The 22716-nt window shown below is 66.3% G+C and carries 23 protein-coding genes; 12 read left to right on the plus strand and 11 right to left on the minus strand.

Features of this window, described 5'->3' with window-relative positions; genetic code table 11:
* Positions 1 to 17: 17 nt before the first annotated feature.
* The 4 genes from ACYUME_RS11930 to ribBA all read right to left on the minus strand — a co-directional run bounded on the left by ACYUME_RS11930 (position 18) and on the right by ribBA (position 4105).
* Positions 18 to 827 carry an ABC transporter permease gene (locus tag ACYUME_RS11930; protein WP_279883838.1) on the minus strand — a complete coding sequence of 270 codons (810 nt, stop codon included), beginning with the start codon at positions 825 to 827 and terminating at the stop codon, positions 18 to 20.
* A gap of 6 nt (positions 828 to 833) precedes the next feature.
* Positions 834 to 1742 (minus strand): ABC transporter permease, encoded by a 909-nt coding sequence (locus ACYUME_RS11935; RefSeq protein WP_460418998.1) that lies wholly within the window; start codon positions 1740 to 1742, stop codon positions 834 to 836.
* Positions 1739 to 2764 (minus strand): ABC transporter substrate-binding protein, encoded by a 1026-nt coding sequence (locus tag ACYUME_RS11940; protein ID WP_460418999.1) that lies wholly within the window; start codon positions 2762 to 2764, stop codon positions 1739 to 1741. Before ACYUME_RS11940 ends, ACYUME_RS11935 begins: the two co-directional genes overlap by 4 nt.
* 219 nt (positions 2765 to 2983) lie before the next feature.
* The gene (gene ribBA / locus ACYUME_RS11945) at positions 2984 to 4105 is read right to left on the minus strand and encodes a bifunctional 3,4-dihydroxy-2-butanone-4-phosphate synthase/GTP cyclohydrolase II (protein WP_460419000.1); all 1122 of its coding nucleotides are present in this window, start codon (positions 4103 to 4105) and stop codon (positions 2984 to 2986) included.
* A 78-nt stretch (positions 4106 to 4183) separates the two neighbouring features.
* Between ribBA and ACYUME_RS11950 the strand changes: the two genes are divergently transcribed.
* The gene (locus ACYUME_RS11950) at positions 4184 to 4477 is read left to right on the plus strand and encodes a DUF1330 domain-containing protein (protein WP_460419001.1); all 294 of its coding nucleotides are present in this window, start codon (positions 4184 to 4186) and stop codon (positions 4475 to 4477) included.
* Between the two features lie 6 nt (positions 4478 to 4483).
* Here the strand turns inward: ACYUME_RS11950 and ACYUME_RS11955 are convergent, their stop codons facing one another.
* The 3 genes from ACYUME_RS11955 to ACYUME_RS11965 all read right to left on the minus strand — a co-directional run bounded on the left by ACYUME_RS11955 (position 4484) and on the right by ACYUME_RS11965 (position 6730).
* The gene (locus tag ACYUME_RS11955; RefSeq protein ID WP_460419002.1) at positions 4484 to 5575 is read right to left on the minus strand and encodes a TerC family protein; all 1092 of its coding nucleotides are present in this window, start codon (positions 5573 to 5575) and stop codon (positions 4484 to 4486) included.
* A gap of 187 nt (positions 5576 to 5762) precedes the next feature.
* Positions 5763 to 6422 carry a DUF3313 domain-containing protein gene (locus ACYUME_RS11960; RefSeq protein ID WP_460419003.1) on the minus strand — a complete coding sequence of 220 codons (660 nt, stop codon included), beginning with the start codon at positions 6420 to 6422 and terminating at the stop codon, positions 5763 to 5765.
* Complete coding sequence (locus ACYUME_RS11965) at positions 6419 to 6730, minus strand: hypothetical protein (protein ID WP_460419004.1); 312 nt, start codon at positions 6728 to 6730, stop codon at positions 6419 to 6421. The genes ACYUME_RS11960 and ACYUME_RS11965 overlap by 4 nt, the downstream gene beginning before the upstream one ends.
* A 105-nt stretch (positions 6731 to 6835) precedes the next feature.
* On the opposite strand from ACYUME_RS11965, the gene ACYUME_RS11970 reads away from it, so the two are divergent.
* Together ACYUME_RS11970 and ACYUME_RS11975 are read left to right on the plus strand one after the other, a co-directional pair.
* The gene (locus ACYUME_RS11970) at positions 6836 to 7600 is read left to right on the plus strand and encodes a response regulator (RefSeq protein ID WP_460419005.1); all 765 of its coding nucleotides are present in this window, start codon (positions 6836 to 6838) and stop codon (positions 7598 to 7600) included.
* A complete protein-coding gene (locus ACYUME_RS11975) occupies positions 7597 to 8931 on the plus strand; it encodes an ATP-binding protein (RefSeq protein ID WP_460419006.1) in 1335 nt (444 codons plus the stop codon). Before ACYUME_RS11970 ends, ACYUME_RS11975 begins: the two co-directional genes overlap by 4 nt.
* A 5-nt stretch (positions 8932 to 8936) precedes the next feature.
* Here the strand turns inward: ACYUME_RS11975 and ACYUME_RS11980 are convergent, their stop codons facing one another.
* Together ACYUME_RS11980 and ACYUME_RS11985 are read right to left on the minus strand one after the other, a co-directional pair.
* The gene (locus ACYUME_RS11980) at positions 8937 to 10244 is read right to left on the minus strand and encodes a phosphate ABC transporter substrate-binding/OmpA family protein (protein WP_460419007.1); all 1308 of its coding nucleotides are present in this window, start codon (positions 10242 to 10244) and stop codon (positions 8937 to 8939) included.
* 88 nt (positions 10245 to 10332) lie between these two features.
* On the minus strand, positions 10333 to 11730 hold the full coding sequence (locus ACYUME_RS11985; RefSeq protein WP_279883817.1) for a purine-cytosine permease family protein: 1398 nt from the start codon (positions 11728 to 11730) through the stop codon (positions 10333 to 10335).
* 260 nt (positions 11731 to 11990) lie between these two features.
* Here ACYUME_RS11985 and ACYUME_RS11990 point away from each other — a divergent pair, with 260 nt between their 5' ends.
* From ACYUME_RS11990 to ACYUME_RS12010, 5 genes are all read left to right on the plus strand, one after another.
* Positions 11991 to 12878, plus strand: a complete 888-nt coding sequence (locus ACYUME_RS11990) for an EamA family transporter (RefSeq protein WP_279883815.1) — start codon at positions 11991 to 11993, stop codon at positions 12876 to 12878.
* Between the two features lie 306 nt (positions 12879 to 13184).
* Positions 13185 to 13670 carry a DUF2165 family protein gene (locus ACYUME_RS11995; protein WP_460419008.1) on the plus strand — a complete coding sequence of 162 codons (486 nt, stop codon included), beginning with the start codon at positions 13185 to 13187 and terminating at the stop codon, positions 13668 to 13670.
* A gap of 14 nt (positions 13671 to 13684) precedes the next feature.
* Complete coding sequence (locus ACYUME_RS12000) at positions 13685 to 14779, plus strand: efflux RND transporter periplasmic adaptor subunit (protein ID WP_460419009.1); 1095 nt, start codon at positions 13685 to 13687, stop codon at positions 14777 to 14779.
* A gap of 18 nt (positions 14780 to 14797) precedes the next feature.
* Positions 14798 to 17881: a MexW/MexI family multidrug efflux RND transporter permease subunit gene (locus tag ACYUME_RS12005; protein ID WP_279883809.1), complete on the plus strand. Its 3084-nt coding sequence runs from the start codon at positions 14798 to 14800 to the stop codon at positions 17879 to 17881.
* 23 nt (positions 17882 to 17904) lie between these two features.
* Positions 17905 to 19266 carry an efflux transporter outer membrane subunit gene (locus ACYUME_RS12010; protein ID WP_460419342.1) on the plus strand — a complete coding sequence of 454 codons (1362 nt, stop codon included), beginning with the start codon at positions 17905 to 17907 and terminating at the stop codon, positions 19264 to 19266.
* Positions 19267 to 19404: 138 nt separating this feature from the next.
* Here ACYUME_RS12010 and ACYUME_RS12015 read toward each other — a convergent pair whose 3' ends face one another.
* Positions 19405 to 20049: a helix-turn-helix transcriptional regulator gene (locus ACYUME_RS12015; RefSeq protein ID WP_279883807.1), complete on the minus strand. Its 645-nt coding sequence runs from the start codon at positions 20047 to 20049 to the stop codon at positions 19405 to 19407.
* Positions 20050 to 20225: 176 nt separating this feature from the next.
* Between ACYUME_RS12015 and ACYUME_RS12020 the strand changes: the two genes are divergently transcribed.
* The 4 genes from ACYUME_RS12020 (at position 20226) to ACYUME_RS12035 (ending at position 22150) form a co-directional block, all read left to right on the plus strand.
* Positions 20226 to 20906, plus strand: a complete 681-nt coding sequence (locus tag ACYUME_RS12020; RefSeq protein ID WP_460419010.1) for a pyridoxine/pyridoxamine 5'-phosphate oxidase — start codon at positions 20226 to 20228, stop codon at positions 20904 to 20906.
* Positions 20907 to 20979: 73 nt separating this feature from the next.
* Positions 20980 to 21300 carry a YbjQ family protein gene (locus ACYUME_RS12025; protein WP_279883803.1) on the plus strand — a complete coding sequence of 107 codons (321 nt, stop codon included), beginning with the start codon at positions 20980 to 20982 and terminating at the stop codon, positions 21298 to 21300.
* 140 nt (positions 21301 to 21440) lie between these two features.
* Positions 21441 to 21629 (plus strand): hypothetical protein, encoded by a 189-nt coding sequence (locus ACYUME_RS12030; protein ID WP_279883801.1) that lies wholly within the window; start codon positions 21441 to 21443, stop codon positions 21627 to 21629.
* Positions 21630 to 21850: 221 nt separating this feature from the next.
* Entirely contained in the window at positions 21851 to 22150 is a 300-nt protein-coding gene (locus tag ACYUME_RS12035) for a hypothetical protein (protein WP_279883799.1), read from the plus strand.
* Positions 22151 to 22267: 117 nt separating this feature from the next.
* Here the strand turns inward: ACYUME_RS12035 and ACYUME_RS12040 are convergent, their stop codons facing one another.
* Positions 22268 to 22600 carry a hypothetical protein gene (locus ACYUME_RS12040; protein ID WP_279883797.1) on the minus strand — a complete coding sequence of 111 codons (333 nt, stop codon included), beginning with the start codon at positions 22598 to 22600 and terminating at the stop codon, positions 22268 to 22270.
* Between the last annotated feature and the right edge of the window lie 116 nt (positions 22601 to 22716).

Here is a 22716-nt window from a genome sequence, read left to right on the forward strand (position 1 = left end):
TTGTCGTCTCCGGGCGCTCAGGCGCTGATTTCGTTGCGCCGACGCAGGGCGGCGGCGATGACCATGATCAACAGCGACAGGCCGATCAGCAGCGTCGAGGCGACGGCGATGACGGGCGTGAGGTCCTGGCGCAGGGTGGTCCACATCTTCACGGGCAAGGTCTGCAGCTCGGGGCTGGCCATCATCACGCTGAGCACCACCTCGTCCCACGACACCAGGAAGGCGAACAGGCCGCCGGCGATCATGCCCGGACGGATGGCCGGGAAGGTCACCTTGAAGATCGCCTGCAGGCGCGAGGCGCCACAGATCACCGCGGCATCCTCGATCGACTGGTCGAACAGCTTGAGCGAGTTGATGATCGAGATGATGGTGAAGGGCAGGGCGACGATCACATGGCTGACCACGAAGGCCAGCAGGGTGCCGGTGTAGCCCAGCTTGAGAAACAGCGCATACACCGCCACGGCGATGATCACCAGCGGCACGATCATCGGCAGGGTGAACAGCCCATAGAGCAGATCGCGGCCCGGGAAGCGCCCGCGCACCAGGGCGAAGGCGCTGGGCAGGCCAAGGGCCACGGCGGCGCAGGTGGTCAGCAGCGCGACCTTGAGGCTGGCCAGGGCCGCCTGCATCCACTCGGGGTTGGAGAAGAACTGCGCGTACCACTTGACGGTCCAGCCGGGCGGCGGAAACACCAGCCACTGCGACGAGCCGAACGACAGCAGCACGATGAACAGGATCGGCAGCAGCAGGAACGCCGCGATCGCGCCAGTGGTCAGGTACAGGCCCGCGCGCAGCGGTCGGCCCATGGCGTTGGGAGTCAGGAGCATGCAGGCTTACCTCGCGGTGCCGACCGGGGATTCCGGTTGCAGCTTCAGGTAGAAGTAGAAGAGCACCAGGGTGATCGCCACCAGCAATGCGGCGGCGGCGCTGGCCAGGCCCCAGTTGAGGAACGACTGCACCTGCTGGACGATGAATTCCGGCAGCATCATGTTCTGCGCGCCACCGAGTAGAGCAGGGGTCACGTAGTAGCCGAGCGACATGACGAACACCATCAGCGCGCCGGAGAACAGCCCGGAACGGCACAGCGGGATGAACACTTTCCAGAAGTTGCGCCACGGGCTGGCGCCGCAGATGGCGCCGGCCTGCAGCACCATCGGGTCGATGGTCTGCATGGTCGCCTGCAGTGGCAGGACGATGAACGGGATCATGATGTAGCTCATGCCGATCACCACGCCGGTGAGGTTGTGCACCATCTCCAGTGGCGCATCGATGATGCCCAGGGCCATCAGCAGCTTGTTGATCACGCCCGAGCCCTGCAGCAGCACCAGCCACGAGTAGGTGCGCGCCAGCAGGCTGGTCCACATCGATAGCAGCACGATGTTCAGCAGCCAGCGACCCCAGCCCCTGGGCACCAGGGTGATCGCCCAGGCCAGCGGGAAGCCCAGCAGCACGCTGATCAGGGTGACCAGGCCGGCCACCGAGAAGGTGTTGAACAGCACCCGGGCGTAGGCCGAGTTGGCGAACAGCTGCTCGTAGTTGCCCAGGCCCGGCACCGGCTCGAGGAGGCCGCGCAGCAGCAGGCCGATCAGGGGCGCGAAGAAGAACACGCCGAGGAACAGCAGGGCCGGCAGCAGGTTGCGGCTGCCGCGCCAGCGCTGGCGCAGGGATGGGCGAGGCACTGCCACGCCGGGCGTGGTGCTGGCAGCGTGCGCGCCGTGCAGAGTGTCGATGGCGACTTTCATTTGACCAGCCACTCGTTCCAGCGCGCGGCGATGGCCTGGCCGTTCTTCGCCCAATAGGCGAAGTCCAGGGTCACCTGATCCTGGGCGTAGGCGGTCGGCAGGTTGCCGGCCAGTTCCGGCTTGAGCAGGCCGACGCTGTCGAGGTTGACCGGCGCATAGGCGGTGGCGTTGGCGAAGTCGGCCTGGCCCTGGGCGCCACTGGCGCTGGCCAGGAACTTCATGGCCGCGTCCTTGTTCTTCGCGCCCTTGGGAATGACCAGGAAATCGGCCATGACCAGGTTCTGCTTCCAGCTCACCCCCACCGGCGCGCCATCTTGTTGCAAGGCGTAGACGCGGCCGTTCCAGAACTGGCCGAGCGAGGCTTCGCCCGAGGCCAGCAGTTGCTGCGATTGCGCGCCGCCGCCCCACCAGACGATGTCTTTCTTGATGGTGTCGAGTTTCTTGAAGGCACGGTCCAGGTCCAGCGGGTAGAGCTGGCCTGCTGGCACGCCATCGGCCAGCAGGGCCAGTTCCAGTACGCCGGGGCTGGGCCATTTGTACAGGGCACGCTTGCCGGGGTAGGTCTTGGTGTCGAACAGGGCCGACCAGTCGCTGGGCTTGCCGGCGCCGAGCTTGCCCTCGTTGTAGCCGAGCACGAAGGAGAAGAAGAACGAGCCAACGCCGTGCGCGGAGACGAAGCGCGGGTCGATCCGCTCGCGCTGGATGACGGTGAAGTCGAGGGGCTCGAGCAAGCCTTCGCTGGCGGCGCGCAGGGCGAAGTCGGCTTCGACGTCGACCACGTCCCATTGCACGTTGCCGCTTTCGACCATGGCCTTGAGCTTGCCGTAGTCGGTGGGGCCGTCCTGTACCACCTTGATGCCGGTCTGCTTGGCGAATGGCTCGGCCCATGCGGCTTTCTGCGCATCCTGGGTGGTGCCACCCCAGCTGACGAAATTCAGGCTGCCGGCCGCCTGGGCGGCCTGGCAGGCCAGGGCCAGCAGGCTGGCGGACAGCACGGCGGTGACTCGTTTGCTCAACAGCATGGTTACGCCCTCGTTGCTTTTGTTATTCGAGGCGGGCTCTGGCGCCCGCCAATTGTATTCGGGGAGCAGTGTCAAACGGGTGGAGCATGGCTGGACGGTGGTCGCCGGTGCGGCCGGCGGATTCAAGGTCTATGGAATGTCATATTATGGTATTCCAAACTTTTCGCAAGAGGTCGGCACTGACCGACCATCACCTCGCTGTCGACGAAAGGGCGTGGATCAGTCCGTCACCTGCGGTTCGAAGGCAATGTTCTGCACCACCTCCAGTTCATACCCCGCCAGCCCGGCGTACTTCAGCGGTGGCCCCAGATGGCGCAGCTTGCCCACGCCCAGGTCCTGGAGAATCTGCGCGCCCGTGCCGACCTCCGAGTACACCTTGGTTTGCCCGCGCTGGTAGGGGCGTACGGGCTGGGTCAGCTGCGGCACGCGTTCGAGCAGGGCCTGGGAGGATTCGTGGTTGGCCAGGATCACCACCACGCCGGCGCCAGCCTCGGCAACCTTCTGCAATGCGGCCCACAAGGTCCAGTTGGCGGGGCCGGCGTACTCGGCCCCGACCAGGTCGCGCAGCGGGTCGATCACATGCACGCGCGCCAGTGTCGGCTGCTCGCGGTGGATGCTGCCCATGACCATGGCCATGTGCACGCCGCCTGCGAGGCGGTCCTCGTAGGTGACCAGGCGGAAGGTACCGTGCACGGTCGGCAACTCGCGTTCGCCGATGCGCTTGATGGTCTGCTCGGTACTCAGGCGATAGTGGATCAGCTCTGCGATGGTGCCGATCCTGATGCCGTGGCGGGCGGCGAAGACTTCCAGGTCCGGGCGCCGGGCCATGCTGCCGTCGTCATTGAGTACCTCGACGATGACCGACGCCGGCGTGAAACCCGCCAGGCGTGCCAGGTCGCAGCCGGCCTCGGTGTGGCCGGCGCGGGTCAGCACGCCACCTTCGCGGGCGCGCAGGGGAAAGACATGGCCGGGTTGCACCAGGTCGTCGGGGCGGGCATCGGCCGCCATGGCGGCGGCTATGGTATGGGCCCTGTCGGCGGCGGAAATACCGGTGCTGACACCGCTGGCCGCTTCGATCGACACCGTGAAGGCGGTGCCGAACGCGCTGGCGTTGCTCGGTACCATCTGCTCGAGGCCCAGACGCTGGCAATGCTCGTCGGTGAGCGTCAGGCAGATCAGGCCACGCGCCTCGCGGGCCATGAAGTTGATCGCCTGGGCGTCGCAGCGCTCGGCGGCGATCAGCAGGTCGCCCTCGTTTTCACGGTCCTCGTCGTCCACCAGCAGGACCATCTTGCCTTGCCGGTAATCCTCGAGGAGTTCTTCGATGCTGTTGAAGGCCATGTCGCATGCTCACGGTGGTCAGGAATGTTTTATGGTATACCATAATACGAACATGACCTTGCAACAGGAGCGCGACGAATGAAAGCCTACTGGATCGCCCATGTGGACGTGACCGACCCCGAGCAGTATCAGCAGTACACCCAGCGCGCCCCCGCGGCGTTCATCGCTTTCGGCGGGCGCTTGCTGGCCCGTGGCGGCCGCAGCCAGGCGCTGGAGGGGCGGGCGACGCCGCAGCGCAGCGTGGTGATCGAGTTCGATTCGTACGAGCAGGCCGTGGCGTGCTACCGCTCTGACCTTTACCAGGAGGCCTGTCGCCACCGCCAGGGCGTGGCGGTGGCGCAGGTGATCATCGTCGAGGGCCTTGCACCCTGACGGCCATCAAACCCTCAGGTGCGGGTCTTTCTTCTCCGGGTCGTCGTCGGCAGGGGGCGCGCAAGCGGGCTCGTCCTTGGCGGGCAGTGGTTCGGCTGGCGCTTGCTGTACGGTTGCCGGTGGCGGCTGGTTGCGGGTCCGCAACAGCGATAGCAGTACCCCGCCGAACAGCAGCCCGAAGGTCACGCCCAGCGACAGCGCCGCCGGCACCTTGCCCACCAGTCCGTGGTAGAAGATCTTGCAGCCAATGAAGATCAGCACCAGGGCCAGTGCGTACTTGAGGTAGACGAAGCGGTGCATCAGCGCCGCCAGCGCGAAGTACAGCGAGCGCAACCCGAGGATGGCGAAAATGTTCGAGGTGTAGACGATGAACGGGTCCTGGGTGATGGCGAAGATCGCCGGTACGCTGTCGACGGCGAACACCAGATCGGCCAGTTCGATCAGTACCAGGGCCAGGAACAGCGGCGTGGCATAGCGCACCGCCTTGCTCGCTCCGGGCGGGGTGAGGTGGACGAAGAAATGCCGGCCATGCAGCTGGTCGGTGACCCGCATGTGCCGGCGCACGAAGCGCAGGATCGGGTTATTGGCCAAGTCCGGATGGCCGTCGTCCTTCGTCAGCGCCATCTTCACCCCGGTGAACAGCAGGAAGGCGCCGAAGATGTACAGCACCCAGGCGAAGTGCTGGACCAGCGCGGCACCCACGCCAATCATGATCGCCCGTAGCACCACCACCCCGAGAATGCCCCAGAACAGCACGCGATGCTGGTAGCGGCGAGGGATGGCGAAGAAGCTGAAGATCATCGCCATGACGAACACGTTGTCCATCGACAGCGATTGCTCGACCAGGAAACCCGTGTAGAACTCCAGCGCCGACTGCGCGCCCAGTTCGTACCAGACCCATACGCCGAACAGCACGCCGACGCTGAAGTAGCCGGAATACAGCAACAGGCTTTCGCGCATTTCGATCTCGCGGTCCTGGCGGTGCAGCACACCGAGGTCGAGGACCAGCAAGCTGATGACGATGACGATGAAGACCAGCCACAACCAGGCGCTGGTGCCGAGGAACGGGGTGAAGAGGAATGTCTGCAGAGCCGTCATGAGCCCCTCCTTGAATGTCGACGTTGCATGGCAACAGTGATTCCGACATGGCGGCGCAAACCGTCAGAGGGGCCCGGCATCACATGGGCTTGAGCCTAGTCGTGATTGCCGGGGTTGCCGAATGGCAGGCTGTTACATTTCTTTGCCTGGCTCTGCGGGCGGCGCAGGGCTGGTCGATGGCATTGCGCTAGCGATGGTTGGCCGCGTACAGCAGGCGCAGATCGCTGGCCCAGCCGTCGAGCACGGCCTTGACGTTGTCCGCGGTCATCACCTGGCGGTCGTTTTCCAGCGGTGTTCCGGTACCCGTAAGCATGGCCTCGGCGATGACCCTGCCACTGGTGCCCGCCTCGAATGACAGCTCGGTGGCGATCTGGCTGTCGCGGTCACGCACGCCGACGGCGCTGCTCACGCCGGCCGCGACCAGGGTGATCGGCAGCCACTCGTAAAAGTGCAGCCCTTGGCTGTTGGCGCTGACCTGGGTGATGGCGGGCCGGACCACCAGGGTGTTCGGGCCCGGGGTATCGACCACGGTCATCACCTTGCCCAGCTCCTGCTTGAGTGCTGCATCGTAGTAGCGGGTGATCTGTTCGAGCGTGTCCTGTGGTATGCGCTTGCTTGGCGTCGGCGCCGGATAGAACCGGCTGGGCGCGACGTAGACCTGGATGTAGCGGCCACGGGGCAGCTTCGGATCGACCCAGCTCAGCATGGTCCCGCTGGAGGGGGCCTGGTGGGGCGACAGTACGCTGTAGTCGCTCAGGTAGCCTGTCGGCGGCAACTGGTCGTGGCTGCACGCCGAGAGCCCCAGAACGCAGGCCAGCGACCAGGCGATGCTGCGGCGTTGGCTCATGGTTGCGTCTGCGGGTAGCGCCCGCTGAGGGAAGACTCGATGTGCAGTTGGCCCTCGGCCATCAACCAGTAGACGAGCTCGGTGGTGGACACCGTGTGGACGTATTCGACCCACTCGCCACAGATGGGGTCGTAGTGTTCGAAGTAGCGATGCAGCATGATCTGTTTCTTGTCGTCGGAGAGCGTCAGGCTCATTTGCTGGACCACCAGCGACGCATCGTCGGCACGCTGTGTGGCACGTTGGCTGAGAATCATTGGCGAGCTGCGGTCGTGCTCCCCGGCGCGGGCGCTGCTGTTGACGATCTTCATGGGTTGACCCTGCGATGGTGGAAGGCCGGCAGGGTGCGGGAGTATGTTTGCCTGGTGATGTCTGGTTGATGTCGTCGCCGTAGCAATGTTGCACGGTTGAAATATATGACCCGGCGCCGCAATGGTTTTAGAGTCGCCCCTTTTTCGTGGACCCGTGTGAACGTGAGCAGACTGCTGATCGTCGATGACGACGTGGAAATCCTCGCCTTGCTGAAGAAATTCTTCGTCCAGCAAGGCTACGAGGTCGATCTGGCCGCCGATGGCCAGGCGATGTGGGCGGCAATCGCCCGGCAGCGTCCGGACGCCATCATCCTCGACCTGATGCTGCCGGGTGAAAGCGGTCTGAGCCTGTGCCAGAAGGTGCGCGCGCAGATCGGCGTGCCGCTCATCATGCTCACGGCCATGGCCGAGCTGAGCGACCGCATCGTTGGCCTGGAACTGGGCGCCGACGATTACCTGACCAAGCCATTCGACCCGCGCGAGCTGCTGGCGCGCCTGCGCGCGGTGCAACGCCGCGCCGGTGAGCCGCTGGGGCATGGCGAGCCGGCGCGACCGCTGATTGGCTTTGCCGGTTGGCGCCTGGACATCACCTGCCGAGAATTGCGCTCGCCGGAAAACGTGATGATCCCGCTGTCCGGCGCCGAGTTCGACCTGCTGGTGGTGTTTCTCGAACACCCCCAGCGCATCCTCACTCGCGAACAGCTGATCGACCTGACCCGTGGCCAGGGCCACGATGCCTACGATCGCAGCATCGACGTACAGGTCAGCCGGCTGCGGCGCAAGATCGAGCCGGACAGCAAGCGGCCGGAACTGATTCGTACCGTGCGCAATGGCGGATACCTGTTCAGCGCCAAGGTCACCCGATCATGATCCGCCGCCTGCTGCGCCGCGATACCTTGCGACGGCGAATCGCCCTGACCATCTTCGCCGCGCTGCTGGCGTCGCTGGCGCTCAATGCGTTGTTCGTCCAGGTGGCAGGCATCTGGGCGCGCCCGCCCATCGAGCGCACCGGTCTGCTCGAGCAGATCGCCGTGACCACTCGCGTGCTGGAGACCGCGCCGCCTGCGTTGCGCGGGCAACTGGCGCAGGCAGCCAGCACGCCGACACTGCAGGTGACATGGAGCACCCAACGTGACGAATTCGGCTTGCCGGGGCAGGGCGTGGCACTCAATTCGGGGCAGGTGCCAGCGATGGCGCAACTGCTGGGGCCGTCCCGGTATATCGAGGTGTACAACCCGGATGCCTGGCCAGCAGGCAGTACGGACGGGCACTACGTAGCCCTGGTGGCGTTGCCCGATCGCAGCTGGTTGCTGTTCGTGCCGCCCGAGCGCAGCTGGGGCCTGAGTGCGGCGGCGAGGCTGGCGGTGGTCATCGGCCTGGGGCTGGTGGCGACGTTGCTGGTGGCCTGGCTGGCCACGCGTCAGCTGGCCAATCCCCTGCAGCGTTTCGCCAGCGCGGCGCGACGTTTTGGTGGTGACCTGCAGGCTCCGCCCATCGCCATCGAGGGCCCGGAGGAGATCCGCCAGGCGATCACCGCGTTCAACATCATGCAGGCGCAGATCCAGCACTTCATCCGCGAGCGCACGCAGATGCTCGCGGCCATCTCCCATGACCTGCGCGCCCCGCTGACGCGCATGCGCCTGCGCAGCGAGTTCATGGAAGACCTGGACCACCAGCGCAAGCTGGTTCGTGATGTCGACGAGATGCAGTCGATGATCAACGCCGCCCTGGCGTTCTTCCGCGAAGGCACGCAGGTGGAGCAGCGCACCGCCTACGACCTGTCGGAGCTGTTGCAGACCGTCGTCGACGACTACCGCGACCAGCAGATCGCCGTCGGCTTCAGCGGCCCCGCGCACCTGGTGCACCACGGTCGTCCGCTGGCGACCAAGCGGGTGATCGTCAACCTGCTGGAGAACGCCGTGAAGTATGCTCGCCATCCCAGCATCGCGTTGCGTCACGACTCGCGTGAGATCGTCATCGAAATCAGCGACGACGGGCCCGGTATCCCCGAGGATGCGCTGGAGCGCGTGTTCGATCCGTTCTTCCGCCTGGAGGGCTCGCGCAACCGCGATACCGGTGGGGTCGGCTTGGGGCTTTCGGCGGCGCGGGCGAGCGTGCGCGAGCAGGGCGGCGAGCTGAGCCTGCGCAATCGCCGCGAGGGTGGGCTGGTGGCCCAGGTGGTGCTGCCGGAGCCGCGTTGAGCCGATCAGTACACCCAGACCTCGACCCGGCGGTTGCGCAAGCGCCCCTGTTGCTGGTCGTTGTCGGCTACCGGCAGCTCGTCGCCCATGCCGGTCACGTCCTTGAACTCAACGCCTTCGCGCGCCAGCTCACGGCGTACCGCCATGGCTCGCAGGCGTGAGAGCAGGGCGGCGCGGCCCGGAGTCTCCTTGGGGTCGCCGAAACCCACCAGCACCGCCTTGCCGTGCAGCTTGCCGGCCTGGCGCAGGTAGGCGCCGACCCGCTGCACATCGCGCAGGGCCTTGTTGTCGAGACTGGCGCTGCCTTCCTGGAAACGGAAGTTCACGCTCAGCCGATGGGCCTGGTTGGCCAGCGCGCGGTAGCGCGGCGGCATGTCGGCCTGCGGCGCGACCGGCAGGGCCTTGATCTGCTGTGAGACGAACCCCTGTTCGGCGACGATGGCCTGCCCGGCGGGGCTCTGGGCGAATTCGGCCAGGGCCCGGGCCTGGCGTGTCGCGGCGGCGGGCAGGTAGAAGAACAGGCGACGTGACAGCGGGTAGTCCTCGCTGGCGATCAGCGCGCGGCTTGGGGGCAGGGCCGGCGCGTCGCCTTCCGCCACCGCCAGGGCCTTGGCCCCGTGCAGGGTGGCCAGGCCGCTGAAACCGATGGCATGGCGGTCGGCCTTGACCTGCGCGGCCAGCGCATCGGCCGATTCGAAGCGGCGGGCCTGGCTGGACAACTGGCTGTGCCTTGGCTCCAGCACCAGTGCGCGGAATGTCTCGAAGGTGCCGGAGCGATCGTCGCGGGCGTACAGGTGGATCGCGCCGCCCGGCACGCCCAGTTGCTCCCAGCGCTGGATCTGTCCGGAAAACACCTGTGCCAATTGCGTGGTGCTCAGTTGCGGCAACGGGTTGTCCGGGTGGACGATCACCGCCACGCCGTCCAGGGCGATCACTTGTTCGGCGCCGGCCGCGCGCAGGTTGCCCAGGGCCTGCAGCTGCTGGACTTCACGGTCGTTGATTGGCCGCGAGGCGGCCGCCAGGTCCGCCTCGCCGCGAGCCAGGGCGGCGAAGCCGGTGCTTGATCCATGGGCGGCGATGTCGATACGCACGGGCTGGCCGTCGCGGTCGCGAGCGCGCAGCAGCGTTTCGTTGGCCGTCGCGCCCGGCAGGCTTTCGATGGCACCGGCGCCTTGCGCTTGCAGCAAGCCACGGACCAGCGCCGGGCCCAGGGCGACGCCGATGGTATTGGAGCCCTGGATACGCAGTTGCGCAGGCTCGGCGAAGGCCAGGCCTGGCAGCAGGCACAGCGCAAGGAGAAGCAGGCGGCGCATGCCGTTGCCCTTTGGCACGAAGTTGCGCCGCAGATTACGACAGTTGCTTGACCGAAAGATGACAGCGCCCCTGCGGGCGCGGTCGAGTTCAGCGCGCTCCCGGCACGATGATGCTGGCCGGCGCCTCGGCTGCCCGGTGGCGGGCGACCCAGTAGTACAGCACGCTTGGCACCACCAGCCCGATCAGCCACGACACATCCACGCCGCCCAGGTGCGCGACCATGGGGCCGGTATACAGCTTGGTATCGATGAACGGCATCTGCACCAGCACGCCGAAGGTGTACACGCCGATGCCCGGCCAGTTCCAGCGGCCATAGCGGCCCCGGGGATCGGCCAGCGCCGGGATGTCGTAGCGCTCCTTGGTGATGAAGTAGTAGTCCACCAGGTTCACCGCGCTCCACGGCACGAAGAAGGTGAGCAGGAACAGGATGAACGACTTGAAGGCGCTGAGGAACGAATGCTGGCCGAGCAGGGCGACCAGGGTCGCCGCGCCGACGATGCCGAGCACGAACACCAGGCGTTGCGCGCGGCTGATCCGCAGGTGGCCACGAAAACCGCTGATGATCGTGGCGATGCACATGAAACTGCCGTAGCTGTTGAGGGTGGAGATGGTCACCTTGCCGAAGGCAATGCTGAAATACAGCAGCGCCGCGGTGGTGCCGGCGCCACCCAGGCCGACGATGTAGGCGACCTCGCGCCCGGAGAACTGGCCACCGGCGATGGCCGCGGCGAACACGCCGAGGATCATCGAGGCCTGGGCACCGATCACCGAGCCCAGGCCCGCGGCGAGGAAGGTCTTGAGCGGCGAGGTGTTGCTGGGCAGGTAGCGCGAGTAGTCAGCCACGTATGGGCCGAAGGCGATCTGCCAGGAGGCGGCCAGCGACACTGCCAGCAGGAAGCTGGCCCAGCTGAAGTGGCGGTTGTCGAGCAACTGGCCGATATCGGCGAGCATCAGGATGCGGCTGAACAGGTAGACGAAGGCGATGATCCCCAGCACGCTGGCCACGCGGCCGATCCAGTGGATCACCCGATAGCCGGCCAGGGTCGCCAGCACGATCACCCCGGCGAAGATCAGAATGCCGGCGCTGTCGCTGATGCTCAGCAACTGGCCGATGGCCTGGCCGGAGAGCACCGTGCCGGTGGCGGTGAAACCCAGGTACATCAGGCACACCAGGACCATGGGGATGGCCGCGCCGTAGACCCCGAACTGCACGCGGCTGGAGATCATCTGCGGCAGCCCGAGGCGTGGCCCCTGGGCTGCGTGCAGGGCCATCACCGCGCCGCCGATCACCTGTCCGATGAACAGGCCGATCAACGACCAGAACACGTCGCCGCCGAGCACCACGGCCAGTGCGCCGGTGACGATCGCGGTGATCTGCAGGTTGGCTCCCAGCCACAGGGTGAATTGGCTGTACACCCGTCCATGGCGTTCGGACTCGGGGATGTAGTCGATCGAGCGGCGCTCGATCACAGGTTTGCTGGACATCGGGGAGGGCTCCGCTTCGTTGTTTTTGTGAAGGGCGGCGGCTATCGGCGGGACGCAGGGCGATGGCCGAAATTCGATATCAGCATGTATATACAAGTCAGGTCAAGTGAAGCTTGCGCGCGCTGACGAGTGTTCGTTGGCGGCCAAACAGCGGACTGTTGCGCAAGGGTGACGTCCAACTGTGCTGGTCCGCTGCGGCGCAAAGCCCTTATGCTGTAACCAAATATGTCTATAACAAGCCTGAAGAAGGAATGCGTGCCATGCCACTCAAGGACCTGCTGATCGCCCTGGTGGTGATCATCGCCTGGGGCGTCAATTTCGTGGTCATCAAGGTCGGCCTCGACGGGCTGCCGCCGATGCTGCTGGGGGCATTGCGCTTTCTGCTGGTGGCTTTCCCCGCGGTGTTCCTGATTCGCCGGCCGAACCTGCCCTGGCGCTGGTTGATCGCCTACGGCGCGACCATCTCCCTGGGTCAGTTCGCCTTTCTCTTCCAGGCCATGTACAGCGGCATGCCGCCCGGGCTGGCCTCGCTGGTGCTGCAGTCCCAGGCGTTCTTCACCCTGGGCTTCGCCGCGCTGTTCCTCGGTGAGCGGTTGCGCCTGGCCAGTGTGCTGGGGCTGCTGGTGGCGGCCAGCGGGCTGGCGGTGATCGGCAGCGAGGACAGCGGCCATGTGCCGCTGGTCGCCTTGCTGCTGACCCTGTGCGCGGGGGCCATGTGGGGCATGGGCAACATCATCACCCGACGTTTCGGCAAGGTGGACCTGGTGGCCCTGGTGATCTGGGGCGGGCTGATCCCGCCGCTGCCGTTCCTGGCGCTGTCCTGGTGGCTGGAAGGTCCCGAGCGGATCGGCCACGCCCTGGCCAACATCGGCTGGAGCTCGGTGCTGGCGCTGGCGTACCTGGCCTTCGTCGCCACCATGGTCGGCTACAGCCTTTGGAGCACGTTGCTGTCGCGTCACCCGGCGGGCAAGGTGGCGCCGTTCTCGCTGCTGGTGCCGGTGATCGGCCTGAGTTCCTCGGCGCTGCTGCTGGGCGAGCGTTTGACCGAGGTACAGGGTTGGGGCGCACTGCTGGTGATGCTCGGGCTGCTGATCAACGTGTTCGGCCCGCGCCTGGGCCAGCGCCTGCGCGCCGCCAGCGCGCACTGACCTCGCGCCATGCGCCATCCCTGTGGGCGCGAGCTTGCTCGCGAACACCGGCGCAGCCGGTGCCAGGCGCCGCGTGGCTCGCTTCGCGGGTAAACCCGCTGCCACAGGGATCGGCGCCAGGTTGAGGAATCCGAGCAAGACCCTTGCTCGCGCAGCGTCGACACTGATCCGCATCAACTCCCCATTCTCGCCGTGCTCCTGTAATGGCAGCACTTGTGCATCGGCAAGGCTGCCACTAATATCCAAGCGTTTTCTTGTGTAATTGCCTGAGGCCCTTCGACCCAGGTCATCAATACGGACGTTGATATGGATTTGCACACCTCCCTGTGGCTGTTCCAGGCCACCCAGGCTATCGGCCTGGCGCTCTGGTTGAGCATCGCGGTACTGAACAACCTGCAGGCCTTCGCCAGTTCCATGGGCGCCATTGGCGCCACCCTGGCCATGGCGCCGCTGCGCCAGCCACCTGCCATCGAATTCCCGCTGTTGCGCAGGGCCTGTCAATCGGCCGGGCTGGCCCGTGCCGCGCTGCTGGTGATCCTGCTGCTGCAGATCGTCGCCAGCCTGGCGGCCTGGACCGGCTGCTACGGGTTGATCGTCGCCCAGGATCCTCTGCTGGCCCGGGCCTGGCTGAACCTGGCGTTGAGCGCGTTCCTCGCCTGCACCTTCGCCATGCTGCTCGGCGGCCTGTGGTTCGGCTACTGGATTCGTCAGGAGGGCCTGCAACTCACCCATCTGATCCTGGTGCTGTGGGCAATCCTGGCGTTCTTCCTGTTCAACCTGACATGGGCTTGAGGCGAGGGCGTGCAATGAACGGTAAAGCGATATTCGCCAGCGCCCTGGTGCTGGGCCTGATCACTACCGCTGGCCTGGCCTGGCGCCACGGCGGTCGCGCCGAGGTTGTCGCGCCGCCGCCACGCCACCTGGTCAAGGTCGCCCTGGCCACGGTGCAGAAGGCGCCGGAAAAGCGCTCGTTCGACGGCGTCGGCGAACTGGAGGCGGTACACCAGGTGCTGGTGTCGACCGAGATCGGTGGCCGGGTGACCGCGATCAACTTCAGCTCTGGCCAGCAGGTGCGCAAAGGCGATGTGCTGGTCACCCTCAACGACGCGCCCGAGCAGGCCGAGCGCCTGCGGCTCAAGGCCCAGCTCGACAATGCGCGCACCAATCATCGACGGGTGACGGCCCTGCTGCGTGAGAACGCCGCCACCCAGGAACAGTTGGACAATGCCCTGGCGGCCCGCGACATGGCCCTGGGCGAACTGGCCCGTACCGAGGCGGTGATCGCCCAGAAGACCGTGCGCGCCCCCTTCGACGGCCGCCTGGGGATCCGCCGGGTCAGCCAGGGGCAATACCTGCGGGTAGGCGATCCGGTGGTCAGCCTGATCGACACCCGCAACCTCTATGTCAACTTCTCCCTCGAAGAGCAACTCAGCGTCCAGCTGCGCCCCGGCCAGGCGGTCGAGGTGCGTCTGGACGCCTTTCCCGAGACACCGTTCAGCGCCCGCATCAGCGCTATCGACCCACTGATCGGCCGTTCGCGCACGGTGCAGGTGCAGGCCACCCTGGCCAACCCCGATGCGCGTCTGGCCGCCGGCATGTACGCCAGTGTGCGGGTCGCCAGCCCGGACCTCGGCCAGGTGCTGACGGTGCCGGAAACCGCGGTGGCCTATACCGCCTACGGCGACACCGTGTTCGTCGCCCGTCACGACGCCGCCGCCGAGGCGCTGGTGGTTCAGCGGGTCTCGGTGCGCACCGGCGAGCGCCAAGCCGGTCGGGTGGTGATCGAGCAAGGCCTGCGCGCTGACGACCAAGTCGTGGTGTCCGGGCAACTGCGCCTGAGCGACGGCACCGCCGTGCAAGCCGTCGAAGACACCCTGCAAGCCCCGGCCAGCGGCGCCTGAACCCAGCGAGAACCCGTCATGACATTCACCGACCTGTTCGTTCGCCGGCCCGTGCTGGCGCTGGTGGTCAGCACCTTGATCCTGCTGCTGGGGCTGCTGTCGCTGCTGCAGTTGCCGATTCGTCAGTATCCGCTGTTGGAAAGCTCGACGATCACCATCACCACCGAGTACCCCGGCGCGCCCGCCGAGCTGATGCAGGGCTTCGTCACCCAGCCGATCGCCCAGGCAGTGTCGTCGGTGGAGGGCATCGACTACCTGTCGTCTTCCTCGGTGCAGGGCCGCAGCCTGGTCACCGTGCGCATGGAGCTCAACCGTGACTCGACCCAGGCCCTCACCGAGGTGATGGCCAAGGTCAACCAGGTGCGCTACCGCCTGCCGGAGCGTGCCTACGACCCGGTGATCGAGCGCTCGGCCGGCGAGTCCACGGCGGTGGCCTATATCGGCTTCGCCAGCCCGAGCCTGCCGATCCCGGCCATGACCGACTACCTCACGCGGGTGGTCGAGCCGTTGCTCAGCACCATCGAAGGCGTGGCCAAGGTCCAGGTGTTCGGTGGCCAGACTCTGTCCATGCGCCTGTGGATCGACCCGGCGCGCCTGGCCGCCCGCGGCCTCACCGCGGCCGACGTGGCCGAGGCGGTGCGGCGCAACAACTACCAGGCGGCGCCTGGCAAGGTGAAGGGCCAGTACGTGATCGCCAATATCCGCGTCGACACCGACCTGACCTCGGTCGGTGATTTTCGCGAGCTGGTGATCCGCAACGATGGCAATGGCCTGGTGCGCATCCGCGACATCGGCACCGTCGAACTGGGCGCGGCCTCGGCCGAGACCAGCGCCAGCATGGACGGTGTGCCGGCGGTGCACCTGGGCCTGTTCGCCACGCCGGGCGGCAACCCGCTGGTGATCGTCGAGGGCATACGCCAGTTGCTGCCGCAGATCCGCCAGACCCTGCCGCCGGACGTCAAGGCCGAACTTGCCTTCGAGACGGCGCGCTTCATCCAGGCCTCCATCGACGAGGTCAGCAAGACCCTGCTCGAGGCCCTGGCGATCGTGGTGGTGGTGATCTACCTGTGCCTGGGCTCGCTGCGCACGGTACTGATTCCGGTGGTGACCATTCCGCTGTCGATGCTCGGGGCGGCGGCGTTGATGCTGGCGTTCGGCTTCAGTGTCAACCTGTTGACCTTGTTGGCCATGGTGCTGGCGGTTGGCCTGGTGGTGGACGACGCCATCGTCGTGGTGGAGAACGTGCATCGGCATATCGAAGCAGGGCGCACGCCGGTGGCGGCGGCCTTGATCGGTGCGCGCGAAGTGGCCGGGCCGGTGATCGCGATGACCATCACCCTGGCTGCGGTGTACGCGCCGATCGGCATGATGGGCGGGCTGACCGGCGCGCTGTTCCGCGAATTCGCCCTGACCCTGGCCGGCGCGGTAGTGGTCTCCGGGATCGTGGCGCTGACCCTGTCGCCGGTGATGAGTTCGTTCCTGCTCGATGCGCGCCAGTCCGAAGGGCGCATGGCCCATGCCGCCAACCGCTTCTTCGACTGGCTGGCCGAGCGCTACGCCCATGTGCTGGGGTTCTCCCTGAAGCACCGCTGGATCAGCGTCGGCTTCGCCTTGCTGGTACTGGTCAGCCTGCCGCTGCTGTACAGCCTGGCACAGCGCGAGCTGGCGCCGACCGAGGACCAGGCCGGGCTGCTCACCGCGATCAAGGCGCCGCAGCATGCCAACCTGGCCTATGTCGAACGCTTTGCCGACAAGCTCGATGCGGTCTACCGCACCCTGCCGGAGACCGTCAGCACCTGGATCATCAATGGCAGTGACGGCATCGCCTCGGGCATTGGCGGCATCAACCTGCAGCCGTGGGACGAGCGTGCGCGCAACGCCTCGCAGATCCAGCTCGACCTGCAGGCGGCGGTGAACGATGTCGAGGGCACCAGCATCTTCGCCTTCCAGCTGCCGGCGTTGCCAGGTTCAACGGGCGGCCTACCGGTGCAGATGGTGCTGCGTAGCTCCCAGGACTACCGGGTGCTGTTCGACACCATGGAGCAGGTCAAGGCCAAGGCCCGGCAAAGCGGCCTGTTCGCCGTGGTCGACAGCGACCTGGACTACAACAACCCGGTGGTGCAGGTGCGGGTCGATCGGGCCAAGGCCAACAGCATGGGCATCCGCATGCAGGACATCGGCGAGTCGCTGGCGGTGCTGGTGGGGGAGAACTACCTCAACCGCTTCGGCCTCGATGGCCGCTCCTACGATGTCATCGCTCAGAGCCCGCGCGACCAGCGCCTGACCGCGCAGGCCCTGACCCGGCAGTACGTGCGCAGCGAGGAGGGCCGGCTGGTGCCGTTGTCCACCGTGGTACAGGTCAGCGAGCAGGTCGAACCCAACCGCCTGACCCAGTTCAACCAACAGAACGCGGCAACCTTCCAGGGCATCCCGGCCGCCGGCGTCACCCTGGGCGACACCGTGGCGTTCCTCGAGCAGGTCGCCGCTGAACTGCCCGCCGGCTTCAGCATCGACTGGCAGTCCGACGCCCGACAGTACCAGCAGGAGGGCAACGCCCTGATGCTGGCCTTTCTCGCCGCCGTGCTGGTGATCTACCTGGTGCTGGCGGCGCAGTACGAGAGCCTGGTGGATCCGTTGATCATCCTGATCACCGTGCCGTTGTCGATCAGCGGCGCGCTGCTGCCCCTGGCGCTGGGGGTGGCCACCGTGAACATCTATACGCAGATAGGCCTGGTGACGCTGATCGGGCTGATCAGCAAGCACGGCATCCTCATGGTCGAGTTCGCCAACACCTTGCAGGCCGAGCAGCACCTGGACCGGCGCACGGCCATCGGCAAGGCCGCGCAGATCCGCCTGCGGCCTATCCTGATGACCACGGCGGCCATGGTAGTGGGGCTGATCCCGCTGCTGTTCGCCTCGGGCGCAGGCGCTGCCAGCCGTTTCGGGCTGGGGGTGGTGATCGTCACCGGGATGCTGGTCGGGACATTGTTCACCCTGTTCGTGCTGCCGACCATCTACAGCCTGCTGGCCCGCGACCATGCCAGCACGGCACGTTCGCCGCGGGCCCGCTCGTTGGCGCAAACCCTGGAGGGCCAGCCGTGAAGCCGCTCTTGATCGCGTCGCTGATGGCCCTGTCTGCGTGCAGCGTCGGTCCCGACTACCGCAAGCCCGAGATCCCGGCCAGTGGCGTGCACAGCCCGCAGCACGCCGCCTTTGCCGCCCGTGGCGAGTTGCCCGCGCAGTGGTGGCGGTTCTTCGACGACCCGCAGTTGGTGCGCCTGGTCGACCAGGCCCTGGCCAACAACCACGACATTCGTCAGGCCCGTGCCAACCTGCTGGCGGCGCGGGCGCTGTTCGACGATCGCAGCCTCGATCGCTACCCCTGGGTCAGCGCCCGCGCCGGTTACACCCAGAACCTGGAGCAGCAGCAACCAGCCGATGGCGGTGATCCGCGGCGCATGCGCGGCGAGCAGTATCGGGCCGGTTTCGACGTGCAATGGGAGATCGACCTGTTCGGTCGCCTGCAGCGCCTGACCGACGCCGCCGAGGCTCGTGCCGACGCGGCGGCGGCGGACCTGCGTCAGGCCCGGCTGAGCATCGCCGCAGAGGTTGCCCGCAACTATTACCTCGCCCTGGGGCTCAAGCGCAGCCTCGCCGTGGCCCAGGACCAGGTCGAGGCCTGGCGCGAAACCCTGCAGCTGACCACGGCCCAGGTGCGTGCCGGCAGCGGGCAGTACGAAGACCAGCAGAACGCCCACGCCAACCTGCTGCTCAGCGAAGCGGCGGTGCCGCCGTTGCAGGCGGCGATCCAGCAGGCCAGCTACCGTCTCGATGTGCTGACCGGCCAGGTGCCGGGCAGCCGCGAGCAGGACGCCGCGCCGTTCCTGCCGCCGCTGGCGGGCCAGTTGCCGTTGGGCGATGTCGATGCGCTGATCGGCCAGCGGCCCGATGTGGTCAGCGCCGAGCGTGAACTGGCTGCCAGCACCGAGGATGTCGGCGCCGCCACCGCCGAACTGTACCCGCGCCTGGACCTGGGCGGCTTCATCGGCTTTTTCGCCCTGCGCGGCGGTGACCTGGGCAATGCCGCCCGGGCCTACGAGCTGGCGCCGATGGTCACCTGGCCCGCCTTGCGCCTGGGCAATGCCCGGGCACGCCTGCGCGCCCGCGAAGCGCTGGCCGACGGCCGGCAATCGCGTTACCAACAGACCGTGCTGCAGGCGCGCGAGGAAGTGGAGAATGCGGTGACGCAATTGGTGCGCAATCAATCGCGCCTGCAGCGCCTGGTGGCATCCGCCGGGCATGGCAGTGTGGCCATCGATATCGCCAACAAGCGTTACCGTCGCGGCGCCGGGACCTACCTTGCGGTGCTGGAGAACCAGCGTGCGCTGTTCTCGATCAAGCGTGAGGTGGCGGAGGCGGAAACGGCCTCGTACCTGGATGCGATTGCGTTGTACAAGGCGCTGGGGTGGGGGAGCGAGGGTCCGTAGGCGAGTCAGATGGCGTCGATCCCTGTGGGAGCGGCTTTAGCCGCGAACACCGGCGTAGCCGGTGCCAGGCGCCACGATTGCAGGACGAGGCGATGTCGCGGGGCAGGCCCGCTCGCGCATTTGTCGGAAAATTGCAGCCTACTTCGGCGAAACGCGGTAGACGCAGCGGCGGTCGCCGGAGATCAGGTGCTCGCAACGCTCGACCTGCGCCACGTCGCCGATCGCCGCCTGGAACACCTGCAGCTCGCTGCGGCAGAACCCCTGGCAGCGGGTGGCGGCGATGCAGATCGGGCAGTGGTTCTCGACGATCAGCCAGTCGCTGCCGTCGGCCTGCATCTCGGCCATGTAGCCGGCGCGCTCGCGCAACTGCACGAGGATGCGCACCTTGTCCTCCAGGCTTTGGCCATCGGCGCAGGCCTGCTGGTATTCACGGCTGTTGCTGTCTTCCATGCGGCTGATCAGGCGGTCGATGCCGTCGTTGCCGAAGACCGCCTCGACGCTCTCGATCAGTTGCAGGGTCAGCACGCTGTGCGCGTCGGGGAAGCGGCGCTGGGCGGTCGCGGTCAGCGCCCATTTCTGCGAAGGCCGTCCAGCGCCCTTGGCCGGCACCATCACACCGCTGACGAGGTCGGCGGCCTGCAGTTTCTGCACTTGCTGGCGCGTGGCTTCGAAGGTGATGGCGAGCAATTGCGCGAGGTCGGCGGTCTTCAGCGGCCCGCGCGTCTTGAGCAGGAACAGGATGCGGTCGGTGGTGCTGTTCGAATCAACGGTGGTCGAAGTCATGAAGCGCTGGAAACCGGGTGTGAATGAGCGGATCGGGCACTTTCCTGGGCCGTCCTTTGCGCAGGCAAGCGGCCGAAGGATAGCCTGTATCGGCGAGGTTCTGTACAAACGCAGCAGTATCAAGGCAAAAAACAGTCATTGGTTGCTCCATCCTGATTAGCGGAGGTAGACGCTCGATGGTTCATCCCACCTCGGACACATTGTCCATCAAAGATAGGCTGAGGCAGATTCCGTCGCTCAAGGGACCGCTGCCGGACCTTGACCTGACGGCCATGCCCGCCACGCCCCAGGAAGCCTTCGCGCAGTGGTTGGACTCGGCGTTGGCCGCGGGTGTGCGTGAGCCCCACGCCATGACGCTTTCGACCGTCGATGAGCATGGCTGGCCCGATGCGCGCGTGTTGATCCTGAAGAATGTCGATGCGCGAGGATGGCATTTCGCGGTCAAGCGCGAGAGTCCGAAGGCGCGGCAAATCGAGTGTCAGCCGAAGGTGTCGCTCACGTTCTACTGGCCCGTGCTGGGGCGGCAGGTTCGTCTGCGCGGCGAGGCGGTGGCGCTGTCGAGGCAGGAATGCGCCGAGGACTTTCTCGATCGCCCTGTCGGTTCTCGCGCCAGTGCCATAGCCTCTCGGCAAAGCGCGGTCATGGACGATCCAGGGGCGCTGGCGACGCGCCTTGCCGATGCGCAGGCATTGCTTGAAACCCACCCCGAGCATGTGGAGCCCGGCTGGCAGGTCTATGCCGTCGCACCGACGGTTGTGGAGTTCTGGCAGGGCGCCACTGATCGCAACCACAAGCGCTGGCGTTATACGGCCACCGCGCAGGCGTCGACCTGGCGTGCGGTCCGGCTATGGCCATGAAGGGCCGTCACGGGCGCTTTGCCGGGCGTGGATTTGCTAGGATCGTCCTATTTTCTTGACTCAGGAGCCGCCCATGATCATCAGTACCACCAGCCAGCTCGAAGGCCGTCCCGTTGCCGAATACCTTGGCGTGGTCAGCGCCGAATCGGTGCAGGGGATCAACTTCGTGCGCGATTTCTTCGCACGTTTTCGCGACTTCTTCGGTGGCCGTTCACAGACCCTGGAAAGCGCATTGAAGCTGGCGCGGGAGCAGGCCACCGAGGAACTGAAGGCACGGGCACGGCAGTTGCAAGCCGATGCCGTGCTAGGGGTGGACTTCGAGATCAGCATGCCTTCGGTACAGGGCGGCATGGTCGTGGTGTTCGCCACCGGCACGGCGGTGCGTCTGAAGTAAGGCCAGTTGCCACTGGTCGGGCTGGTAAAATTTGTCCGACTGGTCCGCAAATGACCGGCTAGTCTCACTTCAACGGGCCGTCGCTTCTCTGGGCAGGCGTATTGCTTGCCGGCACGGTCGCCATTGGAGGGACACAGGGCATGAGCGAATCCTATTTCGAAGACCTGAACGATGCGTTTCCGATCAACAGCCAGGTGCGTTGCGGCCAGTCGGCGTTGCGCCTGGGCTTTGCCAACATGACGCTGGACGACTCGGAGCAGTTGCAACCGGCGCATCTGCAGCGCGCCAAGAAGGGGCGGTTCACGCCACGTGTCCCGTCGAAGAAGTGAAACAACGCTGAACGCCATCGCGGGGCAAGCCCGCTCCTACAGGCACTGTGGGCGCGGAGCTGCCCAGGCGACAGCCTGCGCCAGCTGGCGCTGAACCGCCCAGCGGCGTGCTTTTCCCGCCATTTCTTGATCCTGCTCATGGTATCGGCGAGTCACCCTCGCCGCCGGCCTGCTGCTGTGCTTTTCTTGCGCGGCATTTCAGACACGGAGTATCGACTTCAATGCGAATCAGGGAAGAGACCTACTGGCGGTGGGCCGATGCGCAGTTGCACAGCCGCTGTCACGACGAGGAACTGAGCGACGGCACCGGCATCGATGTGCAGGTGCGGCTTTCCCGGCTTGGGGCCACGCAACTGTTTCTGGGGCTGTACGCTCGCGATGGCAAGGCCCTGCTGGAGGAGTACTACCCCACGTGCCCTGGTGAAACCATGACCCGCGCGCTGGTGTGGGGCGTGGATCGGGCGCGAGCCCTGGCCACGGGTGCCTTGCCGCTGCCGGCGCCGGAGCGGCTGCAGGCTTGAGCGTATTCGGCGTGGGCGCCGCAAGGCTTGCGGCAGGCACCTGGCGCCTCTGATGCCAGCATGAAAAAGCCCGGCCTTGCGGGGCCGGGCTGAAGATGAGGTGCGTTACTGGCTGGTTCAGTTCAGCGAGTCGATCACCTTGACTGCCTGCCGCTCGCGGGCGCCAGGCCATTCTTGTTGCAGGGTCTGGAGCACGCGACCGACAAAGCTGGTGTCGGCGGCGGCCTTCTTGCCGACGTAGCCCTGGCCACGGCGGTAGACCTTGAAACGGGCACGCATGCTGGGCATGTGCGATTCGAATTCATCCTCGACCGTGTTCGGTGGCAGGCGATCCAGGCGAACTTCGCCGGACTGGCTGACCCACAGCAGGTGGTCGTCGAGGCTGTCCTTGCGCGCGGCGAACAGCTGAGCCAATTGGTCGATGGTTGGATTGTTGTTCAAGTTCATCATAAAGCCCCCATTACTCTCATTCGTTGGTGAAGTTCGGCTGAAATTCACATTGGGCGCCACGACATGTAGCGCGCTAACCAAGGCTGCTACAGCAGCATCGCAACAGGGGCTTTCTC

Source organism: Pseudomonas sp. microsymbiont 2, assembly GCF_054788395.1.